The organism is Burkholderia pyrrocinia (assembly GCF_001028665.1).
GTDB lineage: Bacteria > Pseudomonadota > Gammaproteobacteria > Burkholderiales > Burkholderiaceae > Burkholderia > Burkholderia pyrrocinia.
In genome coordinates this window covers 682695-707394 of the sequence record NZ_CP011505.1, presented here as the reverse complement: position 1 = coordinate 707394, position 24700 = coordinate 682695, and the positions used below count along the sequence as shown (strand labels likewise).

20 protein-coding genes and 1 pseudogene are annotated in these 24700 nt (G+C 66.5%); 15 read left to right on the top strand and 6 right to left on the bottom strand.

Features of this window, described 5'->3' with window-relative positions; genetic code table 11:
- The first annotated feature begins 228 nt into the window (after positions 1-228).
- The 14 genes and pseudogenes from ABD05_RS33260 to ABD05_RS33200 all read left to right on the top strand — a co-directional run bounded on the left by ABD05_RS33260 (position 229) and on the right by ABD05_RS33200 (position 13770).
- Positions 229-684, top strand: coding sequence for a helix-turn-helix domain-containing protein (locus ABD05_RS33260; protein ID WP_047904708.1), 456 nt, complete (start codon positions 229-231; stop codon positions 682-684).
- Positions 685-995: 311 nt separating this feature from the next.
- Entirely contained in the window at positions 996-1730 is a 735-nt protein-coding gene (locus ABD05_RS33255; protein WP_047904371.1) for a cupin domain-containing protein, read from the top strand.
- Between the two features lie 2 nt (positions 1731-1732).
- Positions 1733-3058 (top strand): NAD(P)/FAD-dependent oxidoreductase, encoded by a 1326-nt coding sequence (locus tag ABD05_RS33250; protein ID WP_047904370.1) that lies wholly within the window; start codon positions 1733-1735, stop codon positions 3056-3058.
- 135 nt (positions 3059-3193) lie between these two features.
- Positions 3194-4471 (top strand): NAD(P)/FAD-dependent oxidoreductase, encoded by a 1278-nt coding sequence (locus ABD05_RS33245; protein ID WP_047904369.1) that lies wholly within the window; start codon positions 3194-3196, stop codon positions 4469-4471.
- A complete protein-coding gene (locus ABD05_RS33240) occupies positions 4468-5925 on the top strand; it encodes an aldehyde dehydrogenase family protein (protein WP_047904368.1) in 1458 nt (485 codons plus the stop codon). Before ABD05_RS33245 ends, ABD05_RS33240 begins: the two co-directional genes overlap by 4 nt.
- A 68-nt stretch (positions 5926-5993) precedes the next feature.
- Positions 5994-7178, top strand: coding sequence for a M20 aminoacylase family protein (locus ABD05_RS33235; RefSeq protein WP_047904367.1), 1185 nt, complete (start codon positions 5994-5996; stop codon positions 7176-7178).
- Positions 7179-7262: 84 nt separating this feature from the next.
- A complete protein-coding gene (locus tag ABD05_RS33230) occupies positions 7263-8165 on the top strand; it encodes a GNAT family N-acetyltransferase (protein WP_047904707.1) in 903 nt (300 codons plus the stop codon).
- A gap of 128 nt (positions 8166-8293) precedes the next feature.
- Positions 8294-8494, top strand: a complete 201-nt coding sequence (locus tag ABD05_RS38170; protein ID WP_148669201.1) for a hypothetical protein — start codon at positions 8294-8296, stop codon at positions 8492-8494.
- Positions 8495-8593: 99 nt separating this feature from the next.
- Positions 8594-8791 (top strand): annotated as a pseudogene (locus ABD05_RS33225) (aldehyde dehydrogenase family protein); the annotation flags it as partial.
- Positions 8792-9067: 276 nt separating this feature from the next.
- Entirely contained in the window at positions 9068-10345 is a 1278-nt protein-coding gene (locus tag ABD05_RS33220) for an NAD(P)/FAD-dependent oxidoreductase (RefSeq protein ID WP_047904706.1), read from the top strand.
- Positions 10346-10419: 74 nt separating this feature from the next.
- A complete protein-coding gene (locus ABD05_RS33215) occupies positions 10420-10728 on the top strand; it encodes a (2Fe-2S)-binding protein (protein WP_047904365.1) in 309 nt (102 codons plus the stop codon).
- Positions 10710-12131, top strand: coding sequence for an FAD/NAD(P)-dependent oxidoreductase (locus tag ABD05_RS33210; protein WP_047904364.1), 1422 nt, complete (start codon positions 10710-10712; stop codon positions 12129-12131). Before ABD05_RS33215 ends, ABD05_RS33210 begins: the two co-directional genes overlap by 19 nt.
- Entirely contained in the window at positions 12128-13282 is a 1155-nt protein-coding gene (locus ABD05_RS33205) for an NAD(P)/FAD-dependent oxidoreductase (protein WP_047904363.1), read from the top strand. Before ABD05_RS33210 ends, ABD05_RS33205 begins: the two co-directional genes overlap by 4 nt.
- Before the next feature lie 11 nt (positions 13283-13293).
- The gene (locus ABD05_RS33200; protein WP_047904362.1) at positions 13294-13770 is read left to right on the top strand and encodes a helix-turn-helix domain-containing protein; all 477 of its coding nucleotides are present in this window, start codon (positions 13294-13296) and stop codon (positions 13768-13770) included.
- A gap of 83 nt (positions 13771-13853) precedes the next feature.
- On the opposite strand, the gene ABD05_RS33195 is transcribed toward ABD05_RS33200, so the two are convergent.
- The 4 genes from ABD05_RS33195 to ABD05_RS33180 form a co-directional block, all read right to left on the bottom strand.
- Positions 13854-14231, bottom strand: a complete 378-nt coding sequence (locus ABD05_RS33195; RefSeq protein WP_047904361.1) for a cupin domain-containing protein — start codon at positions 14229-14231, stop codon at positions 13854-13856.
- A 15-nt stretch (positions 14232-14246) separates the two neighbouring features.
- A complete protein-coding gene (locus ABD05_RS33190) occupies positions 14247-15428 on the bottom strand; it encodes a fumarylacetoacetate hydrolase family protein (protein WP_047904360.1) in 1182 nt (393 codons plus the stop codon).
- Between the two features lie 32 nt (positions 15429-15460).
- On the bottom strand, positions 15461-17242 hold the full coding sequence (locus ABD05_RS33185; RefSeq protein WP_047904359.1) for an IlvD/Edd family dehydratase: 1782 nt from the start codon (positions 17240-17242) through the stop codon (positions 15461-15463).
- A 207-nt stretch (positions 17243-17449) separates the two neighbouring features.
- Positions 17450-18487 carry a LacI family DNA-binding transcriptional regulator gene (locus tag ABD05_RS33180; protein WP_175804817.1) on the bottom strand — a complete coding sequence of 346 codons (1038 nt, stop codon included), beginning with the start codon at positions 18485-18487 and terminating at the stop codon, positions 17450-17452.
- A 296-nt stretch (positions 18488-18783) separates the two neighbouring features.
- Here ABD05_RS33180 and ABD05_RS33175 point away from each other — a divergent pair, with 296 nt between their 5' ends.
- Complete coding sequence (locus ABD05_RS33175; RefSeq protein ID WP_047904357.1) at positions 18784-20130, top strand: MFS transporter; 1347 nt, start codon at positions 18784-18786, stop codon at positions 20128-20130.
- Between the two features lie 91 nt (positions 20131-20221).
- On the opposite strand, the gene ABD05_RS33170 is transcribed toward ABD05_RS33175, so the two are convergent.
- Both ABD05_RS33170 and ABD05_RS33165 read right to left on the bottom strand, forming a co-directional pair.
- Positions 20222-22570, bottom strand: coding sequence for a sensor histidine kinase (locus ABD05_RS33170; protein WP_047904356.1), 2349 nt, complete (start codon positions 22568-22570; stop codon positions 20222-20224).
- Positions 22563-23396, bottom strand: coding sequence for a response regulator transcription factor (locus ABD05_RS33165; RefSeq protein ID WP_047904355.1), 834 nt, complete (start codon positions 23394-23396; stop codon positions 22563-22565). The genes ABD05_RS33170 and ABD05_RS33165 overlap by 8 nt, the downstream gene beginning before the upstream one ends.
- Positions 23397-24700: the final 1304 nt, after the last annotated feature.

Below are 24700 nucleotides of genomic sequence, written 5' to 3'. Positions count from 1 at the left end.
CCGCGCTCGCGCAGGCCGGCGATCGGCTGTCCGCACAGGCTGCCGCGGCAGTCGCGAAAAACGGTGGATTGGGCGTGCGCCGTGCGCGAATACGCTGCAACTGCGCTTCTTGACGGTGATTGAACTGATCGACACCGGCGCGACCGGCACGCCGATCGAGTCGTTCGCGATCGCGCGCTTCGTCGCGCCGGTAACGGCCGCGCAGGCGGCCGCATGAGGATGGCGAACATGGTCGCTCTGTTCCACGATTCGGTCGAAAGTGCGGCGCTCCGCGCTGCTGGCGTCGGGCGGTCCGTATCGCCGGCCATCGGCGACGTGCTGCGCACGATCGATGCATCGTTCGCGCAGCCGCTGAATCTCGATACGCTCGCGGCGGTGGCCGGGTTGAGCGTGTCGCGTTTCACCGCGCGTTTTCGCAGCGAAATCGGGCTGTCGCCGCATCGGTATCTGTGTCTGGTGCGTGTCCGGCGTGCGCAGGACTTGCTGCGCGGCGGCGTGGCGCCGTCGGTCGTGGCGACCGAGGTCGGTTTCTTCGACCAGAGCCATCTGTGCCGGCATTTCCGGCGGGTGCTCGGGATTACGCCGCGCGATTACGTGAGCGCGCGGTCGGGCGGGGCGCAGGGGCGAACGTCGTCGGTGCGCACGCACGATGAACGCCGCGACGTGTCCTGTCACGCCGTGTAGGCGAAAGCGGAGCGCGCGCGGCTGCGACCGGCCCTGGCTGCTCGGTGAAGCCGCCTGCCGGCCTGTGGCTTGGTCATTAAACCGTGTTTAACGATCGATTTTCTGGATGTTAACCAGTCGGGAAGGTCCGAGACGCATAATTGCAGGCAAGAACCACCAGCCGCGCGATTGAATTATTTCGCAACGAATACGCTTTATCCAACAGATCAATACTCCTGACGGTTTCCGGAAACGAAGTCGCGAGAACAACGATTTCCGGTACCGCCCCAGGGCATCTCAACAAGATCGTCGCGCAATGCGCAGGAGCAGAAATGACCGTAGCATTCGTGTTGCACCGTGCCGACGGCACGCCTTTGTCAACCGTCTTCCGCAGGGAGTCATTCGGCGAGAACGACCCGTTCGGGCGACATCGGGAGATCGCATGGGAAGGCCGCGGCTCGATGGCCGCGGGCCGTATCGGCTTCGTGGGCGAGCTCGACGTGCCGAGCTTTCCGCACATTGAAACCATCGTCGTCGTGGAAGGAGAGCTTACGCTCGAAGTGCCCGGAGCGGCGCCGTTGGTGCTCGGCCCGCAAGCGGGGGCGGTCATCGGCAGCGGCACGACGGTCCGCGTCAGTGCAGCATCGCCGGTGCTTTTCATGTTCTGCGCGGCGGCTTGCAGGAATCCGACGAAACGCGGCCTCTTTGCGCTGCGCGCCGATGCCGACTTCAAGCCGTCTGCATCGCTGCCTGCCGACGTGCTGCTCGGTCCCGCTCCGCAATGCCGCAGTGACAACGTCTTCACCGACGACGGCGCAGGTTACTGCGCGGGTACGTGGGATTCGACGCCGTACCATCGGATCGTTCGCCCGCATCGGGTGAACGAGTTCATGCAGCTGCTGGCCGGCAGCGTACGGTTCGCCGCGCCTGATGGCAGCGTGCTGTCGGTCGGCGCCGGCGACGCGCTTTTCGTCCCGCAGGGTGCATCGATCGGGTGGGAAAGCAGCGATCGCGTGGCGAAGTTCTACGTCGTGCAAGACGTCCAGGTATCTACCGAGCAACATTGATCATGTCGCCTCCACTGCAGCACATACAAACTTCGCCCACGCTGCCGGCCGCGGCTGACGTCGTCGTGATCGGAGGCGGGATCATCGGCGTTTTTACCGCCTACTACCTGGCCCTGCGCGGGGTTTCGGTCGCGCTGGTCGAGAAGGGCAGGATCGGAGCCGAGCAGTCGAGCCGCAACTGGGGCTGGTGCCGGCAGCAAAACCGCGACGCGCGCGAGTTGCCGATGGCAAGCAAGAGCCTCGATCTCTGGGAACGATTTGCCGCCGAATCCGGCGAAGACACGGGTTTTCATCGTTGCGGGCTGTTGTATCTGAGCAATGACGAAGCCGAGTTGTCGCGTTGGTCCCATTGGGGCGAGTTCGCAAAGACCGCGGGCGTGACGACGTACATGCTCGACAGCCGGCAAGCGAGCCAGCGCGGGCAGCCAACCGGGCGACCCTGGAAGGGCGGCGTCTTTTCGCCGAGCGACGGCACCGCCGACCCGGCGAAGGCCGCGCCGGCCGTGGCCGCTGCACTGATGAAGCTCGGCGGCAGCGTCAACCAGCACTGCGCGGCCCGCGGCATCGAACTCGAGGGCGGGCGGGTTTCCGGCGTCGTCACGGAAGCCGGGGTGATCAAGACCAGAACGGCCGTGCTCGCCGGTGGCGCGTGGGCGTCGTCGTTCTGCCGCCAGCTCGGCATCCGTTTTCCTCAGGCGTCGATCCGCCAGTCGATCCTGAGCGTGTCGCCTGTCGAACAGCGCTTGCCGGATGCGCTGTACACCTCCGGCGTGTCCGTTACGCGTCGGAGCGACGGACGCTACGCACTGGCCATCAGCGGCCGCGCGCGCGTGGATGTGACGCCGCAGTTCCTGCGATTCGCCCCGCATTTCGTGCCGATGTTCGCGAAGCGCTGGCGCAGCCTTCTTCCGGGAGGCCTCGAAGGCATGCGCGGCGGCCACGAATCGCTGAAGCGGTGGCGACTCGATGCGCCGACACCGATGGAGGCGGTGCGCATTCTCGATCCGAAGCCCGATATGCCGACGGTCACCGAAACGTACCGCCGTGCCGTCGAACTGCTGCCCGAACTTCGTGAAGCGACGATCACTCACGCTTGGGCCGGGTTCGTCGACAGCACGCCGGACGGCGTCCCGGGTATCGGCGAAGTGCCGGGCGTGCCGGGCTTGATCCTGGCAGCGGGCTTTTCCGGGCACGGCTTCGGCATCGGCCCGGGCGCGGGTCACTTGATCGCGGATCTCGCCACCGGTGTGCGGCCGATCGTGGACCCGATACCGTATCGGCCCGGCCGATTCGGCGAATCCACCTGGGGCAAGGTCGCTGATTTTTAGTTTGCGGCCGTCACGCGGAAGGCGGTGGCGGCGTTCGAATGATGCGCTTCGGTTCGGATCGTGCGCGACCAGCCGGATCGGTGCGGCGAATGCCCGCCGCCTTTCCAGCCTGGTGCGCCAGCTTTGGAGTGTGTGATGCGTTTCAGTTCCTACTGGCTCGATACGTCCGAGCCATTCGTGAGCAGCTCGCCGGATCTGCCTGACGGAAGTTGCGACGTGGTCGTGGTGGGCGGCGGAATCACGGGTTCGGCGGCGGCACTGGCGCTGTCGAAAAAAGGCGCCCGCGTCGTCGTCTGCGAAGCCGGCACCGTGGGGCAGGCGGCGTCGGGACGCAACGGCGGCATGTGCAACAACGGCTTCGCGCAGGATTACGCTTCACTGTCGCAGCGCATCGGCACGGAACTGGCCAACCGGTTGTATCTTGCGTTCGACGCGGGTGTCGACACGGTCGAGCGGCTGGTCCGGGAGGAGTCGATCGACTGCGATTTCGTGCGCTGCGGAAAGCTCAAGCTCGCGGCGAAGCCGGAGCACTACGACAAGCTGGTACGAAGTCAGGCGCTGCTCGCCGGGAGCGTGGATCCCGACACGCGCGTGGTGACGAAGGCGGAACTGCGCGACGAGATCGGCTCGAACCGCTATCACGGCGGGTTGATCTTCGAGAAGAGTGCCGGGATGCACGTCGGCCGCTATGTGCGCGGCCTTGCGAACGCCGCGCAAGCGCGCGGTGCGCACATCCTGGAGCGTGCGCCGGTACTCGGGTTAAAGAGGGAGCCGGGTGGCGCATACGCGTTGCGAACGCCGCTCGGTGAGATCCGTACGCGCCAGATTCTTCTGGCGAGCGGCATTTCGCAGGTGGGGCCGTTCGGCTGGATCCGACGCAGGATCGTGCCGGTCGGCGCTTTCATCATCGTCACCGAGCCTTTGCCGCGCGAACTTCTGGACCGGTTGCTGCCGACTCGCCGGATGGCCACCGACACGAAGAACTTCGTCAACTTCTTTCGCGTCACGCCCGACAACCGGATGCTGTTTGGCGGGCGTGCGCGTTTTGCGACGTCCAACCCCCGTTCAGACGAAAAGAGCGGGCTGATCCTGCGACAGCAGATGGCCGCCGTGTTCCCGGAACTGGCCAGCGTGCGCATCGACTACTGCTGGGGCGGCATGGTCGACATGACGGCCAACCGCCTGCCGCGCGCGGGCCAGCGACGAGGTGTTTATTACTCGATGGGCTATAGCGGCCACGGCACGCACATGGCCACGCTGATGGGCACGCTGATGGCAGAGATCATGGACGGGCGAGCCGATCTCAACCCGTGGAACAGCTTCGACTGGCCCGCTATTCCCGGCCACTTCGGCAAAGCATGGTTTTTGCCGTTCGTGGGCGCGTGGTACCGACTCAAGGACACCCTGCAATGAATTCACCTGTTCATCACCTGATGCAAGCCGGAAGACTGGATCGATTCTTCATCGACGGAGACTGGGTCATGCCCGACGGCGGCGATCGGTTCGCGGTCGTCTGCCCTTCCACTGAAGACAGGCTGTGCGAAATTCCGCTTGGGAACGCACGCGACGCCGACCGCGCGGTGCAGGCCGCGCGCGACGCTTTCGAACGCTGGGCCGCGACGTCGCCGCAGCAACGCGCCGCGCTGCTCGACCGCGTTCATGCGCTGATACTCGAGCGTGCCGAACTGTTCGCCATGGCGCTCACGATGGAAATGGGCGCGCCCATCAGCTATGCGCGCGGTGCCCATGTGCCGCTTGCGGCCGAACATATCCGGGTCGCGCGCGACAATCTGGCCAGCTACCCGTTCCGGACCCGGCGGGGGACGACCGCGGTCGTGCGCGAGCCGATCGGCGTGTGCGCGCTGATCACGCCGTGGAACTGGCCGATCTATCAAATCACGGCGAAGGTCGGCCCGGCTCTCGCAGCGGGCTGTACCGTGGTCCTGAAACCTAGCGAGCTGTCGCCGCTCAGCGCGTTGCTGTTTGCGGAAGTGATCGCCGATGCAGGCGTGCCCGCGGGCGTATTCAACCTGGTGAGCGGCAGTGGAGCGGAAGTGGGCGCGGCGCTCGCATCGCACCCGGAGGTCGACATGGTTTCGATCACGGGGTCGACGCGTGCGGGCGTACTGGTTGCGCAAGCGGCGGCTCCGACCGTCAAGCGCGTTGCGCAGGAGCTTGGAGGCAAGTCGCCGAACATCGTGTTGCCCGATGCGGACCTGTCGCGTGCCGTCGCGCCGGGCGTTGCCGCAGCGTTCCGGAACATGGGCCAGTCGTGCAGCGCGCCGACCCGCCTGATCGTACCGCGCAGCCTTCTGGGTAGCGTCGAAGAGTTGGTCGTCGCGGCAACGGAACGGATGGTCGTCGGCGATCCGTTCGCCGAAGCGACGACGCATGGCCCGCTGGCCAATCGCGCGCAGTTCGATCGCGTCGGGCAGATGATCGACGCGGGCATCGACGAACGGGCGAAGCTCATCGCCGGTGGGCCCGGACGGCCCGCGGGTTTCGATCGAGGCCTTTATGCGCGGCCAACCGTCTTTTCCGATGTCGGCACCGGCATGACGATCGCGCAGCAAGAGATCTTTGGTCCGGTCCTCGCGATCCTTCCCTACGACACCGTCGAAGAAGCCATCGCTATCGCGAACGATACGGTTTACGGGCTTGGCGCACATGTGCAGGGCACCGACAAGGAACGCGTGCGCGCGGTGGCTGCGCGCATCCGGTCGGGTCAGGTGCATCTGAACTACCCGGCATGGGACCCGCAGGCTCCGTTTGGCGGGTACAAGCAGTCGGGGAACGGTCGCGAGTACGGGATCGAAGGGATGGAAGAGTACATGGAGATCAAGTCGATCCTGGGTTTCCATGATTGAAGCAGCTGCTGCACGCGATGCGACGGCAGTACAGATTTGAATCCGTTTGCTTGGTAAAGGTGCCGAGATTGGAAACCCCCGTCATCCCCGAGGCGTCGCTGAAAACGCATCACGCGCACTGGGCGACATTGCGCCGCGATCTGCATGCGCATCCCGAGTTGCGATTCGAAGAGCACCGGACGGCCGACGTCGTCGCCCGTGAGCTTGAAGATCTTGGCTACGCGGTTTCACGTGGGATCGGAGGCACGGGAGTCGTCGCGAGCCTGCCCGGTGCGAATCCGGGCCGCGGCATCGTGCTCCGTGCCGATCTGGATGCGTTGCCGATCCAGGAAGCCAATGACTTTGCGCACGCATCGTGCGCCCACGGGGTCATGCACGCGTGCGGGCATGACGGGCATACCGTCATGTTGCTGGGGGCCGCGCGAATCCTGAAGGAACTACGGCAGTTGCCGGGCACGGTTCATTTCGTGTTCCAGCCCGGAGAAGAGGGGGGCGCGGGCGCGCGGAAGATGATCGACGACGGGCTGTTCGAGCAATGTCCGACGGATGCGGTATTCGGCATGCATAACTGGCCCGGTTTGCCCGCCGGGCATTTCGGGTTGCGTACCGGCCCGATCATGGCCGCGGGCTCCCGGTTCAGGATTACGGTAACGGGCAAGGGCGCGCATGCGGCGCAGCCGCATCTGGGCGTCGACCCCGTCCCCCTCGCGTGTTCGGTGGTGCTGCAGTGTCAGACCATCGCTGCGCGGCACAAGGATCCCGTGGATCCCGCCGTCATTTCCGTCTGCATGTTCCATGCGGGAACGACGGACAATGTCATTCCGGACAGCGCCGAGTTGCGCGGGACGATTCGCACGCTATCGTCGGCATTGCAGCAGAAGCTGCAGCGCGACGTCCAGCTCATGTGCGAGGGGCTGGCCCGTGCCTATGGCGCGCAAGTCGAGGTCGAGTTTTTTCAGTACTACCCCGCGACGGTCAACACGCCGGCCGAGACTGCGCTCTGCGAAACGGTCATTCGCGAGACGTTCGGCGACGAACGTCTTTACCGCGACGTGCCGCCGAACATGACGTCCGAAGACTTCGGCTTCATGCTGGAGGAGCGGCCCGGCGCTTATGTGCTGATCGGCAATGCGCCGGCCGGAACGGCCGCGCCGGCTCTGCATCACCCGAAATACGATTTCAACGACGACATCATTCCGGCCGGCGTCCGGTATTGGGTCGCCTTGGCGCAGCATTACTTCGGGACCGTTTGACGCGGCGGTTCGATCCATCGTGACCGGGATCGATTCGTCGCGCGCACCCGGTTGCGGAACGGCGCCATCTGGAAGGATTGCTTGATGAAACAGGAACACGTGATGAACGATTCCCGCTCGACGACGGAGCTTCGCTATCGAAGGTTCACCGCGGCCGATATACCCGCGGCCCACGCGCTGTCCATGGCGCTTCGCTGGCCCTTCAGACTGGAAGACTGGCAGTTTTCCGCCGACACGTCGATCGCGTTCGTGGCCGAGGAACGCGGTGTGGTCATTGGTACGGCGATGTGCTGGAAGTTCGGCTCGGACCGCGCTTCCATCGGGCACGTCATCGTGTCGTCCGCGCACCAGGGCAGAGGTATCGGCCGCGAGCTGATGGAGGCGCTCCTCGAAGAACTGGGGCCGCGCATCACGTTCCTGCATGCGACGCCGGCCGGCCTGCCACTCTACGAGAGGCTCGGTTTCAACGTGTGCGGATCGCTGGACCAGTATCAAGGGAACGTGAGTCGGCCTGCCGCGGTTGCACTGCTCGATGGCGAGAGACTGCGGGCCGGGACGCCTGCCGATTTGCGTTGCCTCGTCGAACTGGACACGCGCGCTTCCGGCCTCGAGCGCGATGCGCTTTTGTCGGCATTGTCGAAGCGCGGGAAAAGCGTCGTGCTCGAGCGCGACGGCGAAATCGTCGGATTTTCGGTGCTGCGCCACTTCGGTCGCGGTTACCTGATCGGCCCGGTGGTCGCACGGCGTTCGACCGACGACGCGCATGCAAGGGCCCTGATCGGCTATTGGATGAGCGGATTGGAGAACGAATTCGTTCGCATCGACGTACCTTCGGGAACGAGTTTGCCGGACTGGCTCGGCGCTCAGGGATTGACGCGGGTGGACACCTGCTCGAAGATGGTTCGCAACCCGCTCGCGGCAGCACACGGCGGTGCGCTCGATCCGGCATGCGGGCTGTACGGGCTAATCAGTCAAGCGATGTTGTAGGCCACGGCTGCGCACCCGGCGGCAGCCGTTCGCGTCCATCAGAACCGTAATCGCGCCCTGGGGCCAGCCGGAAAACATGGAAGCCGGCGTTTCGTAAAGGCGGCCTTGATTTCAGTGCAATGCGTGTCATGGTGAGCGTCGTCGGAACAGTCGGCGGCATGAAAATCGTGATCGATGTCAAAACGGCGTTGTCACGTCAATGTCTTGCCCGCGACGAAATGCCGTGCGCCGGGCGCGTTTCTCGTGCGCTGGAAATCCTCCGACGATTCGCCGCACAGCAGGGCGTGAACCGACCCATGTCATCCGGACTCAGTCCGCTTTCCGGGTAACGACCAATCCCCCGGCACGCTTGCGCCTCCGACACTTCAACTTGACAACGCCGCGGCGACCATGGCGGCATGCGTGCAGTCGGGCACGAAACCCGTCGCGCTCGCCGCGCACTGCGGGTGATGCGCGGCCTCGAGGCCGGTACCGTCTGGAACAACCGCTATGGCCGCACGTCGGATTTCGTGATCCCGACCGGCGGCTACAAACAGTCGGGCATCGGCAAGGATCTCGGCCGCCATGCCTTCGAGGCGAACCTGCGCTTCAAGAGCGTCCTGATCGACATGTCGGTGGAGGCGTGACGAATGACGCCGGCGCGTTCCATGACCGGATCGGCCGGCGTTCAGCCGGTGTGCGCGGGCTGCCGCGCGCGGCTTGCGCATGGTGTGCTGCCGCGGCCGCGCAAAACAGCGGATGATGCGCGCGCCGCGCGCCAATACGCGGCAACTACGCTTTTTGACGATGATTAAATGGTATTCACCGGGCGGCCGTCGCCCGATCGCGAACCTGCGGCGACAGGCGGGCCGATGCGCCGCATGCACGTCGTTCGCGGCGCCCGAATGCTCACGAAGGATCCGATGAAACTCGAATCGTACTGGCTGGATACCCGTCCCGATTTTCGCGGCGGTAGCGAAGGGCCCGTTGAAGGGCGTGCCGACGTGGTCGTGATCGGCGGCGGCTTTACCGGGTTGTCGGCGGCGCTGGCGCTCGCGCAGCGCGGCGTGTCGGTCGTGGTGCTGGAAGCCGCACAGGTTGCCGCAGAGGCATCGGGCCGCAACGGCGGGCAATGCAACACCGGCGTTGCGCAGGACTACGCGTCGCTCGCCGCGCGGATCGGCGCCGAGCAGGCGAAGCAGTTCTATCGCGCGTACGAGAGCGCGGTGCGAACCGTCGAAACGATCGTCGCCGAACACGCGATCGACTGCGATTTCCGGCGCGCCGGCAAGCTGAAGCTCGCCGCGAAGCCGCAGCATTTCGCGGGGCTCGCGAAGACCTTCGACGCATTGCGGCGCGACGTCGATCCGGACATCGAACTGATCGAGCCGTCGCGGATTCGCGATGAGGTCGGCTCCGACGGCTTCCACGGCGGCCTGCTGCAGCGCAACGGCGCGCAGATGCACATGGGCAAGTTCGGCGTCGGGCTCGCGCAAGCGGCCGTGCGGGCCGGCGCGCGCATCTACGAGCATGCGGCCGTCACGCAGCTCGAGCGGCTCGATGGCGAGCGCCACGCGATCACCTGCACGCGCGGCACGATCGTGGCCGATCGCGTGCTGGTCGCGACCGGCGCATCGCAGCAGGGGCCGTTCGCGTGGTTCCGGCGGCGCATCGCGCCGGTCGGCAGTTTCATCGTCGTCACCGAACCGCTGCCCGACGAACAACTGAACCGGCTGCTTCCGCACCGCCGCGCGTACGTTACTTCACGCCAGATCGGCAACTACTTCCGCGTGACGCCCGACAACCGGCTGCTGTTCGGCGGGCGCGCGCGCTTCGCGATGTCGAGCCCGCGCTCCGATGCGAAAAGCGGCGACGTCCTGCGCGCCGGCATGGCCGAGTATTTCCCCGCGCTCGCGGACGTGCGGCTCGACTATTGCTGGGGCGGGCTCGTCGACATCACCGCCGACCGCCTGCCGCGTGCCGGCCAGCACGACGGTGTCTATTACTCGATGGGCTACAGCGGCCACGGCGTGCAGATGTCGGTGCACATGGGCCGCGTGATGGCCGACGTGATGTATGGCGCGGCCGCGTCGAATCCGTGGCGCGAGCTCGACTGGCCGGCGATACCGGGGCATTTCGGGCACGCGTGGTTCCTGCCGTTCGTCGGCGCGTATTACCGGCTGCAGGACATCCTGCACTGAACGTTGAAAACGATGAGAAGACGCGCGACGAGCCGGCCGGTGGGCGGCCCGCTCGCGCGACAGGAGGGTTGGATATGACAGGGCGATTCGTTCGTCTCGCCGAAACCGGGCGCCGTCCGGTAACGTTCAGCGTCGACGGCCGCACGGTGAACGGGCTCGAGGGCGATACGCTGCTCGTCGCGATGCTGACGCAGGCCGGCCACGTGCGGCAGTCCGAGTTCGGCCCCGAGGCGCGGGCCGGTTTCTGCCTGATGGGCGCGTGCCAGGACTGCTGGGTCTGGACGGCCGACGGCGAGCGCCTGCGGGCGTGCACGACCGTCGTGCAGCCGGGCCTCGACATCGTCACCCGCCAACCGGAGGCGCAATGGTCGAACCACGCGTAATCGTCGTCGGCGCCGGGCCGGCCGGCGTGCGCTGCGCGCAGACGCTGGTGGAAGCCGGCGTGCGGCCGCTCGTGATCGACGAAGGCCGGCGCGACGGCGGCCAGATCTACCGGCGTCAGCCCGATACGTTCTCGCGCCCGTACGACAAGCTGTACGGCACCGAGGCCGTGCGCGCGAAAGACCTGCACGACACGTTCGAGCGCCTGCGCGCGTCGCTGGACTACGCGCCCGACACGCTGGCCTGGAACCTGTCCGGAGGCGCACTCTACACCGCCCACGATGGCATGTCGGTGCGCCGCCCGTACGATGCGCTGGTGCTGTGCCCGGGCGCCACCGACCGGCTGATGCCCGTCAAGGGCTGGCAGTACGCGGGCACCTACAGCCTCGGTGCGTCGCAGATCGCGCTGAAGGCGCAGGCGTGCGCGATCGGCGCGAACGTCGTGTTCATGGGTTCGGGCCCGCTGCTGTACCTCGTCGCGAACCAGTACGTGCAGGCCGGCGCGAAGGTCGCGGCGGTGCTCGACACGTCGCCAGCCGCGAACCGGCTGCGCGCGCTGCCGAAACTGCTCGCGCGGCCCGACGTGCTCGCGAAGGGCATCGCGCTCACGCGTGCGCTGAAGCGCGCCGGCGTGCGCATCGAGCACGGGATCGAGCCGCTCGAGATTCACGGCGATCCCGCGCAGGGCGTGTCGGCCGTCAGTTTTCGCACCGCCGCCGGCACCGCCGCGGTCATCGACTGCGACGCGGTCGCACTGGGCTACCACCTGCGCGCCGAGACGCAGCTCGCGGATCTGGCCGGCTGCGCGTTCCGCTTCGACGGCGACACGCGGCAATGGCTGCCGCAGCTCGACGACATGGGGCGCAGCTCGGTCGCGGGCGTCTATCTGGCCGGCGACGGCGCGCGCGTGCTCGGCGCGGACGGTGCGGAAGCGGCGGGCCGCCTCGCGGCGCTCGCGCTGCTGAAGGATCTCGGCCGGCCGGTCGACGCGCGCGCGGTCGCCGCGCTGCAGCGCGAACGCACGAAGATGGACCGTTTCCGCGCGGGGCTCGCGCAGGCGTTTCCGTGGCCCGCGCAACAGGCCGCGACGCTGTCCGACGACACGATCCTGTGCCGCTGCGAGGGCGTGAGCGTCGGCGAGCTGCGCCGCGTGATCCGCGACGAAGGCGCGTGCGAGGCGAATCGCGCGAAGGCGTTCAGCCGCGTCGGGATGGGGCGCTGCCAGGGCCGCTACTGCGGCCACGCGGGGGCCGAGGTGATCGCCGCCGCGGCCGGCGTGCCGCTCGATGCGGTCGGCCGCCTGCGCGGGCAGGCGCCCGTGAAGCCGCTGCCGGTCGCGCTGCGTGCGGCGGGCGAGCCGCCCGCGCCGCGCGACGAAGCCGTGACGATGAAGGGGGATGAATGATGCGGGCCGATGCGGATGTCGTGATCGTGGGCGGCGGCTTCATGGGCGCCGCTGCCGCGTTTTTCCTGCGCCGGCGCGGCCGCTCGGTGATCCTGCTCGAACGCGGGCTGATCGGGCAGCAGGCGAGCGGCGTCAATTTCGGTAACGTGCGGCGCCAGGGCCGTTACCTGCCGCAATTGCCGCTCGCGAACCGTTCCCGCGAGATCTGGTGCCGAATGCCCGAGCTGATCGGGCACAGCGCCGAATTCCTGCAGACCGGGCACGTTCGCGTGTGCTACCGGCAGGAGCAGGACGACATGTTCGACGCCTATGCGCGCGACGCCGCGCAATACGGGCTGAAGCTCGACCTGTATCGCGGCGCGGCGATGCGCGCGAAGTTTCCGTTTTTGGGCCCCGAGGTGCTGAGCGCATCCCATTCGGCGCTGGACGGTCACGCGAACCCGCGCCTCGCCGCGCCGGCGTTCGGCCGCGCGGCGGCACGCGCGGGTGCGCGGATCGAGGAGAACACCGCGATCGCGACCGTCGAGAAGGACGGCGACACGTTCCGCGCGACGAGCGACGACGGCCGCGTGTTCTGCGCGCCGAACCTGCTCGTGACGGCCGGCGCGTGGGGCAACCAGCTCAGCACGCAGTTCGGCGAGCCGGTGCCGATCGCGGTCAACGGGCCGCAGATGTGCGTGACGGAACCGGTGCCGTATTCGATCCTGCCGGCCGTCGGCGTGTCGTCGCCGCATATCGAGGAAGTCGTGTACTTCCGGCAGGTCGAGCGCGGCAACGTCGTGATCGGCGGCTGCGCGCGCGCGCCGGCCTATCTCGACGAACGGCGCGCGAAGGTGCTGCCCGAGAGCACGCTGCTGCAGTTCACGCAGCTCGCGCGCGTCGCACCGGCGCTGACGCGGCTGAACATCATTCGCGTATGGAGCGGCGTCGAGGGCTACATGCCGGACGACCGGCCGATCATGGGACGCAGCGCAAGGGTCGACGGGCTGTATTACGCGTTCGGCTTCTGCGGGCACGGCTTCCAGCTCGGCCCGGGCGTCGGCGACACGATGGCCGAGCTGATCGATACGGGCGCGACGAGCACGCCGATCGAGCCGTTCGCGATCGGGCGCTTCGTACTGCCGGCCGACGCGGCGCACGCGACAACCTGACGGAGCCGCGCATGGGAAACGTGTTTCATCCGGCAGGCGAATCCGCGGCGATCCGCCCGTTCGGCGTTGCGCAACCCGCGTCGAGCGCCGTCGACGGCGCGCTGCGCATCATCGAGACTGCGTACGCGCAGCCGTTGAGCATCGAGGCGCTCGCGGCGGCGGCCGGGCTGAGCGTGTCGCGTTTTGCCGCGCGCTTTCGCAACGAGCTGGGCGTGTCGCCGCATCGCTATCTGTGCCTCGTGCGGGTGCGGCGCGCACAGGACCTGCTGCGCGCGGGGCTGCCGCCGTCGGTCGTCGCGACCGAGGTCGGGTTCTTCGACCAGAGCCATCTGTGCCGTCATTTCAGGAGGGTGCTCGGGCGCACGCCGCGCGATTACGTCGACCGGCCGAATGCGGCGCGGCCGAACGGCGTGCCGGCGCCGGCGTCGGGGCGGTGCGGGTCACCGGCGCGCGAGCAGGGGGCGGGCAGCCCGGCGGCTTCGGCCTGACGTTTCGCGGTATCGGGGCTTCGGCACCGGTTCGGCAACGACATGGCGGCGTGGGAGGGATCGGTCAAAGCCGAGGGGTGAATTCAGCGCGACCCACCCAACTGCTCGTCGATCGTCCGTGTCAGCGGTGATTCGACGTCGCCGGTATGCTTCGTCTGCACGGGTTCGATCAGCACGATCCAGCATTCGTCATCAGCGACCGGATTGTGCAGCGTGCCTTTCGGCACGACGTGCATCGAACCCGCAGGCAGATCGACGACACGGCCGCCTTCATATTCGATCCTGAGGTGCCCGCGCACGACGAAGAACAATTCGTCTTCGTGCGCATGGTCGTGCCAGACGAGCTGTCCGCGTACTTTTGCAACCTTCACGTATTGATCGTTGACCTGAGCAACGACTTTGGGCGACCAGTATTCCGACACGCCGAGCCCACGTCCCGATCGTTCCGAGGTCGACCGGATCGTCCACGAATGGCCTCACGCATCGAGCAGGCCGCGTGCGGCCAGGTTGGCGTACAGGGCACGCACGCCGAAGGTCCATGGCGAGATCTCGGTGGAAAGCCGCACGGTGTTGACGAGTGCGCCGAGCATGGGCGTGGAGATGGTGACGCGGTCGCCCAGGTGGTGAGTGAATCCGCCGCCGGGTGCGTCGCGATCCTGGATCGGCGAGAACATCGTGCCCAGGAACAGCATGAAACCGTCGGGATACTGGTGATGCGCGCCGCAGGTCTGCGCGACGAGGTCGGCCGGGTCGCGGCTGATCTCGCGCATGTGGCTGATGCCGTCGAGGACGAAGCCGTCATCCGCGCCTTCGACGCGCAGCGACACGCTGGCCTGCCGCACGCTGTCCAGCGTGAAGCGGTCGTCGAATAGCCGCACGAACGGGCCGATCGCGCACGAGCCGTTGTTGTCCTTGCATTTGCCGAGGAGCAGCGCCGAGCGGCCTTCGATGTCGCGCAAGTTCACGTCATTGCCGAGTGTGGCGCCTACCGGCCTGCCGTCGCAGCTGACCGCCAGCACGATCTCCGGTTCCGGGTTGTTCCACACCGACACCGGCAGCAGACCCACGTCCGCGCCGAAGCCCACTGCCGACATCGGCTGCGACTTGGAGAACACCTCGGCATCCGGGCCGATGCCGACTTCCATGTATTGCGACCACGCGCCGCGGCGCTCGAGTTCCGCCTTCAGGCGCATGGAGGCTTCAGAACCGGGAACGATCCTCGACAGGTCGGTGCCGATGGTCGCGGCGATGGTTTCGCGCACGTCCCTCGCTTTGGCGGGATCGCCGCCGGCCTGTTCTTCGATGACGCGTTCGATCAGGCTGACCGCAAAGGTGACGCCGCAAGCCTTGATGGCCTGCACGTCGCATGGAGCGAGCAGGTGAGTGGCGCCGGGCGTGCCGTCCAGCGCCGCCTGCAGGAGGGGCTCGACGCGGCCGAGCGATTCGCCGGGGGCGGTGCCCGCGATTGCGACTGCGTCGGGACGGTCGAACAGGTCCGCGGTGGTCGGCACGGTGTGCGTGATGTCGAACATCTCGCCGCCGCGCACGGCGACGACGCTCGGGCCCGCGTGGGCACCATCGTGCCGCCAGACGCGGCCGATCAGCAGGGCCTGCGCAAGGTCGTGCGGCAGGCAGTCGGAAACGGAAGGAGTACGCATGGTCAGCTCGGCAAGAGTCGTGGGCGGTTGGGTCAGTGCGAATGGCGCGGGTTACCGCGCTGCTCGATGACCTTCAGGTACAGCGTGGCCGGTTCGAGGCAGCCGCCGGTGGACAACTGGCCCACGAACTGGCGATAGAGTTCTTGCCAGGGCGTTTGTGCCTGCGGCACGGCGAAACATGCAGTCTCGCGGCGGCGCGCGAGTTCGTCTTCATCGACGAGCACGTCGACGCTGCGGCGATTCAGGTCCACGCGGACGCGGTCGTTCGTGCGCAGCAGGGCCAGGCCGCCGCCAACCGCCGCTTCCGGCGACATGTTCAGGATCGACGGGCTGGCCGACGTGCCGCTCTGGCGTCCATCGCCCATGCATGGCAGCGACGTCACGCCACGCTTCACCAGGTGCGCGGGCGGTGCCATGTTGACGACTTCCGAACTGCCCGGGTAGCCGACCGTACCGCAGCCGCGGATCACCAGGATGCAGCGTTCGTCGATTTGCAGCCGAGGGTCGTCGATACGGGCGTGGTAGTCCTCGGGGCCATCGAAGACGATGGCGCGTGCCTCGAAGGTATTTTCCGCGCCCGGCTCGGCAAGGTAGGTGTGGCGGAAGGCTTCGCCCACCACCGACATCTTCATGATGGCGCTGTCGAAGAAGTTGCCTGACAGCACCATGAAGCCGGCACCATGCTTGAGCGGGTCTTCGGGCGTGCGGATCACGTCGCGGTCGGCATCTTGCGCCGTGTCGGCGATCTCGCCGATCGCGCGACCGGACACGGTCAGGCAGTCGCGCTGCAGCAGGCCGGCCGCATCGAGTTGACGCAGCACCGCGGGCACGCCGCCGGCGCGGTGGAAGCTCTCCCCGAGGTATTCGCCGGCCGGCATGCAGTTGACGAGCAGCGGCACGGATTCACCCAGGCGCTGCCAGTCGTCCAGGCTCAGTTCCACGCCCATGTGGCGCGCAATGGCGATCAGGTGCGGCGGGCAGTTGGTCGACGCGCCGAGCGCGGAGGCGACGACGATGGCATTCTCGAACGCCGCGCGCGTCATGATCTTCGACGGGCGCATGTCTTCGCGAACGAGCTCGACAGCGCGCTTGCCGGTGGCGTAAGCCATCTGGCCGCGCTCGCGGTAGGCGGCCGGAATGCTCGCGCAGCCCGGCAGCGACATGCCCAGCGCCTCGGCCAGACTGTTCATCGACAGCGCCGTGCCCATGGTGTTGCAGTGCCCGATCGACGGCGACGATGCCGTGGTCAGCTTCATGAAGCCTTCGTAGTCGATATCGCCGGCAGCCAGCAGGTTGCGGGCGTGCCAGATCACCGTGCCCGAACCGACGCGCTTGCCCTCGTGCCAGCCGTCGAGCATCGGTCCACCCGACAGCACGATGGCGGGCATGTCCACGGTGGCCGCGGCCATCAGGCAGGCGGGGGTGGTCTTGTCGCAGCCGGTGGTCAGGACCACGCCGTCCAGCGGAAAGCCATGCAACACCTCGACCAGCCCCAGGTAGGCCAGGTTTCGGTCGAGCGCGGCCGTGGGCCGGCGGCTCTGCTCGGCCAGCGGATGCACGGGGAATTCCATCGGAATGCCACCCATGTCGCGGATACCCGCCTTGGTGCGCTCGGCCAGTTCGATGTGGTGGCGGTTGCACGGTGCCAGGTCGCTGCCCGTCTGCGCGATGCCGATGATGGGACGGCCCGACTGCAGCTCCTCGCGCGTCAGCCCGTAGTTCATGAAGCGCTCGACATAGAGCGCGGTCATGTCCGCATGGGCAGGGTCGTCGAACCATTCCTGGCTGCGCAGGCGGCGAGGGGAGTGTGACATGGTGGGCTGTCTCCGCATGGTTCTTCGTTCAGTTTTTTCTACCGGATAGTTACCGGTAACATACGAGCGGATGTTAGCACGGGGATTTTGCGTTGCGAAAGGGGATTTTGCGTGCGAGTGGGGCGGATGAGGGCGCGAGCCGCTACGCAGTCGCGCGTCGACGCGCGACCATTGTCATCAAGGGCGGCAAACCTGGCCTGCAGCCCGTCAGGCGCTTTCCCGCGCGACGATCGTGTAGTCGATGCGGACGCTTTGCGATTCTATCCGTTCGCCGTCGTCACGCGCTTGCAGCGCTGCCAGCAAGGCCTCGCCCGTGCGCAGGCCGATGCCGTAGGCGTCGACCGACACCGTGGTGATGGTCGGGTGGCAGCATGTCGCCACTTCGAAGTTCCCGAAGCCGGCCACGGCCATGTCTGCCGGCACGGACAGTCCGCGCCGGTGGCATTCCATGATCGCGCCGAACGCCGACATGTCGCTCACGCACATCACCGCGTCGGTGTCCGGCCACATCTCCAGCAGTGCTGCCATGGCGGGGCCGCCGTGGCTCATGGTGATCGGCGATTCGCCGAGCCGCACGACGCGCGGCTCGCCCAGTCCCAGTGCCTTGATCTCCGACTGATACCCCTTGAGCCGGTCCAGGCCGCGGCGGTCCAGCACGCTGGCGCCGCCGAGAAAGCCGATGCGCCGGTAACCTTGCCCGGCAAGGTGCCGCACCATCGCACGCGCGGCGCGCACGTTGGAGAAGCCCACGGCGGTGTCGATAGGATGCGTGGGGAGGTCCCACATCTCGACCACGGGAATGGCCGAGCGCTGCAGCACCTTGCGCGTCGCATCGGTGTGCTGCGCACCCGTCAGCGCGATGCAGCGCGGTTGGTGACGCAGCATGGAGCGCACCAGCCGTTCTTCACGTTCGAGGTCGTAGTCGGTGTCGCCGAGCAGCAGTTGCAGGCCATGCGGTTCGAGCGCATCGGTCAGGCCGCGCACGGTGTCCGAGAAGTTGGAGCTCGACAGCGACGGCACCAGCACCGCGACAAATTCCGACCGCCCCGACGACAGCGCACCCGCGGCGGCATCGGCCACGTAGCCGAGCTGGTCGATGGCCTTGCAGACCCGTTCGCGCGTCTCGGCTGCCACGCTGTGGCCGGCAAGCACGCGCGACACGGTCATCTTCGATACGCCGGCCAGGCGCGCTACGTCGGACATGCGGGGCGGTCCGGCAGGCCGGACGGCGGTGGGACTGGGCATCGGAATCGCGATCGGGGAAACATGAAAGGCTACATCATACCGGTGCGGCGTACCGTCCAGGCCGCCCGCTGCGCGTCCAGTGTATCGACGCCTTCACTAGGGAAACCACGTGTTCGTCGGGACTTGAATTCGCCTGTCGTCGCATGCTACCTTCAGATCTGTTACCGGTATCAGAGCGCCGGTTGCTCCCGTCGTCCTGTCGACGGTTTTTTTTATCACCGGATGGTATCGGTAACATCGGCGAGCCGGCGAGCTCGCCGGTACGAAGAAGACCTACACAATCAGGAGACAATCCGATGCCAACCATCACGCAGACCGCTGCCGCGCCGGCCGCGGCCGACTCGTCCGAAGACGCCCTCTACCGCAAGGTCATGCGGCGCATCCTGCCATTGCTGCTGCTCTGCTACGTCGTGGCCTACCTGGACCGCGTCAACGTGGGCTTCGCCAAGCTGCAGATGCTCGATGACCTGAGCCTGAGCGACAGCGTCTATGCGTTCGGCGCCAGCGTGTTCTTCTGGGGCTATTTCCTGTTCGAGATGCCCAGCAACCTGCTGCTGCACCGCTACGGCGCACGCTTCTGGATCGCGCGGATCATGATCACATGGGGCATCGTGTCGTCGTCGATGGCCTTCATCGTGCCGCTCGCGCAGTTCTTCCACGTGCAGACGCCCACCATGTTCTACACGCTGCGCTTCCTGTTGGGTCTGTGTGAAGCCGGTTTTTTCCCGGGCGTCATCCTGTACATGAACTACTGGTTTCCGGCGCGCCGCCAGAGCGTGGCGATGTCGGGCTTCCTGGTGGCGATCCCGCTGAGCCTGACGCTGGGCAGCGTGGTTTCCGGCTGGCTGATGGAGCAGACGCACGGCCTGTCGGGCATGAGCGGTTGGCAATGGATGCTGCTGCTCGAAGGTTTGCCGTCGATCGTGGTGGCGTTCATCGTGCTGGCTTGCCTCGGCGACGGCCCGCAGTCGGCGAAGTGGCTGTCCGACCAGGAAAAGGCGGTGCTGTCGCGCAACCTCGAATCCGAGGCCGCGCACAAGTCGCACAGCGTCGGTGCCGCGTTGCGCAGCCCGCGCGTCTGGCTGCTTACCTTCATCCTTCTCACATTCAATACCGGCTTCTACGGGCTGGCCTTCTGGCTGCCGTCGATCATTCGCGCGTCCGGCGTGCGGAGCCCGCTGCATATCGGCCTGCTTACTGCCATTCCGTACCTGACGGCAATCTTCGCGATGGTGTGGAACGCATCGCACTCGCGCAAGACGGGCGAACGCCGCCTGCATGCAGCGATTCCCGCCCTGATCGGCGGCGTCGGCCTGATCATGAGCGCGGCATGCGCGCAGAACGTGGCGCTGTCGATCGTGTTCCTGACCATCGCCACCTGCGGCATCCTGGCGCTGATGCCGATCTACTGGACCTTCCCGGGCCAGATTCTGTCCGGCACGGCCGCGGCCGCCGGCATTGCGCTGATCAACTCGGTGGGCAACCTGTCCGGCTTCACGGGCTCGATGATCACCGGCATCGCCAAGGAAATGACCGGCAACATCAACAACGGTACTTATGCACTGGGCGCCTGCCTGCTGGTCAGCTGCGTGCTGATTGCGTTGATTCCGCGCAGCATCCTGGTGCCCGCGGCCGAGCAGTAGATCCGTTACAGTCGCTCGCGTGGCGGCGCCCGACGAGGGCGCGGCGCCGGTATCGACGATGCAGCGGCGATCGCGCGACCGACCAGGATGATCAGGCTTGCCCGGCCGCGTCCGTCTCGGCGTCGAACGACGCATCCGCGTGGCGCGCGCGTTTCAGCGTGCCGGCCAGTTTCTCGATCGCGTGCAGGTCCAGTGCGTCGAGATGCTCGCGCACGTCCAGCACGAAGGCCGCATGGTCCGGCTCGTCCGCATACTGGCCGAGCCATTCCTCGATATCGGTGAGCCGGCCCTCGCCGGCGAGCAGGATCAGTTCGTCGAGCGCATCGTCGGACGGGCCGTGCGGCACGGGCGCAGCGATCTCCGGTTCGGTATCGTCCGCCGGCTGGAACCGCCTGACGAGTTCCGACGCCGGCACGAGCGCGTGCCCGACTGCCGGCGCGACGATCGGGAACGAGAACGACGTGCCGACGCCCGGCCGGCTGGCGACGGCCAGCTCGCCGCCCATCGCGCCGACGATGCGTTGCGCGATGAACAGGCCGAGCCCGGTTCCGCCGTTCACGGCCTGCACCTGCTGGTACGCGCGGAAGATGTCGCGGGTTCCGCTGATGTCGATCCCGATCCCCGTATCGGCGACCTCGAACAAGAGGCGCCACGCATCGCCTTCGCGCGACGCGTGAACCAGCAGCGTGACCGTGCCGTCGCGCGTGAACTTCGACGCGTTGGACAACAGGTTCAGCAGCACCTGCTGCAGCCGCATCCCGTCGATCGACACCGTGTGCGGCAACGGCGTGGCCGGCCGGTAGACGAACCGGTTGTCCTGCTGCGCGCACAGCGCGACCGCGTAGTGCGCGATGTCGTCGAGCAGTGCGGGCAGGTCGGTCGTGTCCGGCGACACGCCGAGCGGCTGCAACTCGGCCTTCGTGAACGCCAGCAGTTCGTCGATCAGCGCGAGCTGGTAGCGGATGCTGCGGTCGATCGACCGGATCAGCCGCGCCTGGCTGCGCGTCGCGCTTTGCAGCAGCAGCTTCGCGTAGCCGTTGATCGTGGACAGCGGCGCGCGCAGGTCGTGGCTGACATAGCCGAGCGTCTCGATCTTCTGCTGCATGTGCGTCGTCACCTGCTGCAGCGCGTCGTTGAGCGCGACCGTGCGTCTCGCGACTTCGTCGCGCAGGCGATCCTGTTCGGTGAGCTGGAAATGCTCGAGCCGCGTTCTGGCCTCGGTGCGCTGACGGCCCACGTGGTGGATCCATGCGGCCAGCACCAGCAGGTGCGTGGCGAGCCCGATGATCGCGGTGACGGGGTTCGGATGGATATCGGACTTGAGCCAGGACAGGAACGGCGGCAGCGCGTCCATGCCGTCGAGCGTGCGCAGCAGGATGTTGAAGCAGGCGAGCGTCACCGCGATCAGCATCACGCGGCCGGTCGGCGTCCGGCGGATCGCGAGCGTCAGCGCGATGCCGATGTTCACGATCCCCAGCACGGTGTTCAAGCGCAGGCAGAACCACGTGAAGGTCAGCAGGTCGCCGAAGGCGGCGCCGATCATTCCCGCGCATTCGAGGCCGAGGATCGTCATGTAGACGGCGCGCACCGGAAGCCGCGCCTTCTCGCGATGCGCGACCAACAGAATGAACACGATGAAGAGCGAGACCGCCAGGTACGCGAAGATCACCTCGCCGCGCGCCGACCACTCGCGCGCGGCGGGCCACAGAGCCAACGCCGTGTAGCCGCGGTACGTCGCTTCGAACAGCGTCGTGCCGAGCGCCGTCGCGGCCAGTACGTGGAACATGCCGCTGCGCGAAAAGAACCCGATCAGCAGCGCGCACCAGACGAGTGCGAGCAGCCCGCCGAAGAAGCCGAAGTCCCACATCGCGGCGCGCGACTCCTGCGCGTTCCATGCTTCGCGGGTGAACGCGGCCGGCGCGAGCCGCATTTCCTTGCGGGACGTGACGCGGATCAGCACGGGGATGCTTTCGCCGGCGCGCAGCGTGACGTCGAGTGCCGGGTACCGCGATGGCTGCCGGTTTGCATCGCCGTCGGCATCGGCAGCGGGGAAGCGGCTGGCGAGTATCCACCGGCCGTCCTGGTGGAGATAGAAGTCGGCATGGTCGACGCGCGCGTCGCGAATCGCCAGCACCAGCGGGCCCGCCGTGTTGTCGCGGTTGGTCAGCGTTGCGTGGACCCACCATGCCGACCGGGAAAACGCGACGTTGAACGATGGCGTGGTAGCTGCGGATCCACTGTGTACCGGATCGGCGAGCCGTGCGGCGACCTGATCGACGGTCATCGTCGTGCTGGCGTCCTCGACAACCGACACGGCTTCCAGTTGCGCGGGGTTGGGCGCCGACGCGGCCCGGGCCGTCGCGCAGGCGACGGCCATCGCCATCAGAAGCAGCAGCAACGCGCGACATCCGGCTGCCCATGCCGCGTATCGCCTACGCATCGTGACGGTGCTCCCCGGGCGCGGGCGGCGCCTTGACCGCATGACGCTGGCGCCGCCAGTCGGACGGCGTGATGCCGAAGCGTTCGCGGAACGCCGTCGCGAAATTGCCGGGCGTGGAAAAGCCGATTTCCTCGGCGATGTCGCCGATCCCCATCGACGTTTCCGCGAGAAAGTGCATTGCGGCGCGCAGGCGCGTGTCGCGCAGATACTCGAACACGGTCTGGCCGAGATGGTCGCGGAACACACGGGACAGGCGCTTTTCGTGCGTGCCGACCTGTTTGGCGAGATCCTCGAGCGCCGGCGGATGGCGCAGGTCGCGCAGCAGCACCTCGGTCGCTGCGCGCACGAGCGCCGCATCGGGTTTGTCGGGCAGTTCGGGCAGGTGCGCAAACGGCTGGCTGCGCCGCGCGCGCTTCAGGTGATTGCGGATCCGTGCAATCACTTCCGCCGGTTCGAACGGCTTGACGATGTAGTCGATCGCGCCGGTTTCGAGCCCCGCGATGCGGTCCTCGAGATCGCCCGCGGCCGTCAGGATGATCACCGGAATGGACTGCGTCGACGGCGTCGACGCCAGCAGCCGGCACGCGGCGAACCCGTCCATGCGCGGCATGCGCACGTCCATCAGGATCAGGTCGGGAGAGATGGCTTGCGCTCGGTGATAGGCCTGCAAACCGTCGAACGCGACGCTGATCCGGCACCGCGCGGCACGCAGGATTTCGGTCAGGAGCCGCAGGTCGTTCGGGCGATCGTCGACGACAAGAATATGTGCGTCAGCGAGTTCCGGCGTGGAGCGAGGCGGCGCCGGACTGGACGAGCGGGATGACATGGTTGCAAACGGGTAGGGTAGTAGGCCTGACAGGCTGAAAGCATCGCTATGTGCGCGATTGTTGCGAAAAATTATATGCCGGCAACAGCCCGATTGTGAGGATTCCGTGCGGCCTGTGTGGGCATATCCGACGGGGCGCGGCGCGTTTTTCGGCAGCGGCGATCGGCCGGAAGGAAAAGAAGTGGAAAAACATGCCGAATTACCTTTTAATGTCGGTCTTTATTTCCGGTAGGTCGATTATCTGATTGAAATGGCCCGGGCGATGAATTCGGACGTCGTGTGTCGAAAGTCGGTGTCTTTCCATGCGAATTGAACGTGCCGATTCGAAGCTTGACTGATTAATGGTTTATTGATCTCCGACTCAGAATTTCTTTCTCGTCGAAGTCGGATTTCCCGCCGAAATGTATGAATGTAAATGTCGTCCGCTCGGGAAAAGGGTTTGTCCGCTCGGGAAAAGGTTTATTCCGGCGAATGCCCGCACACTAGCCCCGGCGCGGCTGGAATCGGTTCTTCGAGGTGAACGATTCCGCGCGGATTGCTTGCCGCTGTCGCATTTTGACGAATGCAATATTCAATGTGACATTGAATGATGAAATTCTCAGAGTCTGGGAATGCGGTGGCGAACGAATAATTGGCACGAGGTAACGCAAACTTCATAATTCTCCGAATGTGTTGATATATAAGATGAATCGGAGAAATGTGAGATTTGTCATGATGTGAAGTATCTGTCAAGAAGAAATCGTCAAGGAAATTCGTTCGATTAATTCGGTGCAGGGGTCGTTCGGCAAGCCAGCGGTTCTTTTCCGGAAATCCGGAAAGTGCGTTTGGCGGCCGAACGGATAGGGTGAGCGGCTTCGCGTTGGCAGCCTGGCGGTTTGATTCGCCCGGGCGCGATCGTGCGCGGTGCGCTATCGAATCAGACGGGCACGAAAAATATGAGCACGACAGGCATGGCAGGTCAACGCACCGGTTCGAACGAACCGGCGGCGCATGCTTCAGCCCCGGGGACGACGCAGCGTCATCCTCCTTCTCCTCCTGAATGAACCATGACGGGCCGCCCCGAGGTTGGGGCCGGCATCCGTCCATCCGGCGTCTGAACGACGCTTTCCCATGAAATTCGAGGTCGCCGCAGGTTCGGTGCGACGGCGCACGCGCGCGCGGATTTGCGGTGCGCGGTGCATCGCGAATCCGCCTTTCCTGCGATGTCGGCTTCCGTGATTCGATAACCGGCGATTGCCGCCGCGCGTCGTGCCGAAGCGCACGTGCGGGCTGCGTTCGCGCGATCGCGATAGCGATCGGGAATG

Bases quoted from the DNA above. Each gene is read 5' to 3' on its own strand.
- ABD05_RS33260 (WP_047904708.1), top strand. From the start codon at position 229: ATGGTCGCTCTGTTCCACGATTCGGTCGAAAGTGCGGCGCTCCGCGCT.
- ABD05_RS33255 (WP_047904371.1), top strand. From the start codon at position 996: ATGACCGTAGCATTCGTGTTGCACCGTGCCGACGGCACGCCTTTGTCA.
- ABD05_RS33250 (WP_047904370.1), top strand. From the start codon at position 1,733: ATGTCGCCTCCACTGCAGCACATACAAACTTCGCCCACGCTGCCGGCC.
- ABD05_RS33245 (WP_047904369.1), top strand. From the start codon at position 3,194: ATGCGTTTCAGTTCCTACTGGCTCGATACGTCCGAGCCATTCGTGAGC.
- ABD05_RS33240 (WP_047904368.1), top strand. From the start codon at position 4,468: ATGAATTCACCTGTTCATCACCTGATGCAAGCCGGAAGACTGGATCGA.
- ABD05_RS33230 (WP_047904707.1), top strand. From the start codon at position 7,263: ATGAAACAGGAACACGTGATGAACGATTCCCGCTCGACGACGGAGCTT.
- ABD05_RS38170 (WP_148669201.1), top strand. From the start codon at position 8,294: ATGGTGAGCGTCGTCGGAACAGTCGGCGGCATGAAAATCGTGATCGAT.
- ABD05_RS33220 (WP_047904706.1), top strand. From the start codon at position 9,068: ATGAAACTCGAATCGTACTGGCTGGATACCCGTCCCGATTTTCGCGGC.
- ABD05_RS33215 (WP_047904365.1), top strand. From the start codon at position 10,420: ATGACAGGGCGATTCGTTCGTCTCGCCGAAACCGGGCGCCGTCCGGTA.
- ABD05_RS33210 (WP_047904364.1), top strand. From the start codon at position 10,710: ATGGTCGAACCACGCGTAATCGTCGTCGGCGCCGGGCCGGCCGGCGTG.
- ABD05_RS33205 (WP_047904363.1), top strand. From the start codon at position 12,128: ATGATGCGGGCCGATGCGGATGTCGTGATCGTGGGCGGCGGCTTCATG.
- ABD05_RS33200 (WP_047904362.1), top strand. From the start codon at position 13,294: ATGGGAAACGTGTTTCATCCGGCAGGCGAATCCGCGGCGATCCGCCCG.
- ABD05_RS33190 (WP_047904360.1), bottom strand. From the start codon at position 15,428: ATGCGTACTCCTTCCGTTTCCGACTGCCTGCCGCACGACCTTGCGCAG.
- ABD05_RS33185 (WP_047904359.1), bottom strand. From the start codon at position 17,242: ATGTCACACTCCCCTCGCCGCCTGCGCAGCCAGGAATGGTTCGACGAC.
- ABD05_RS33180 (WP_175804817.1), bottom strand. From the start codon at position 18,487: ATGCCCAGTCCCACCGCCGTCCGGCCTGCCGGACCGCCCCGCATGTCC.
- ABD05_RS33175 (WP_047904357.1), top strand. From the start codon at position 18,784: ATGCCAACCATCACGCAGACCGCTGCCGCGCCGGCCGCGGCCGACTCG.
- ABD05_RS33170 (WP_047904356.1), bottom strand. From the start codon at position 22,570: ATGCGTAGGCGATACGCGGCATGGGCAGCCGGATGTCGCGCGTTGCTG.
- ABD05_RS33165 (WP_047904355.1), bottom strand. From the start codon at position 23,396: ATGTCATCCCGCTCGTCCAGTCCGGCGCCGCCTCGCTCCACGCCGGAA.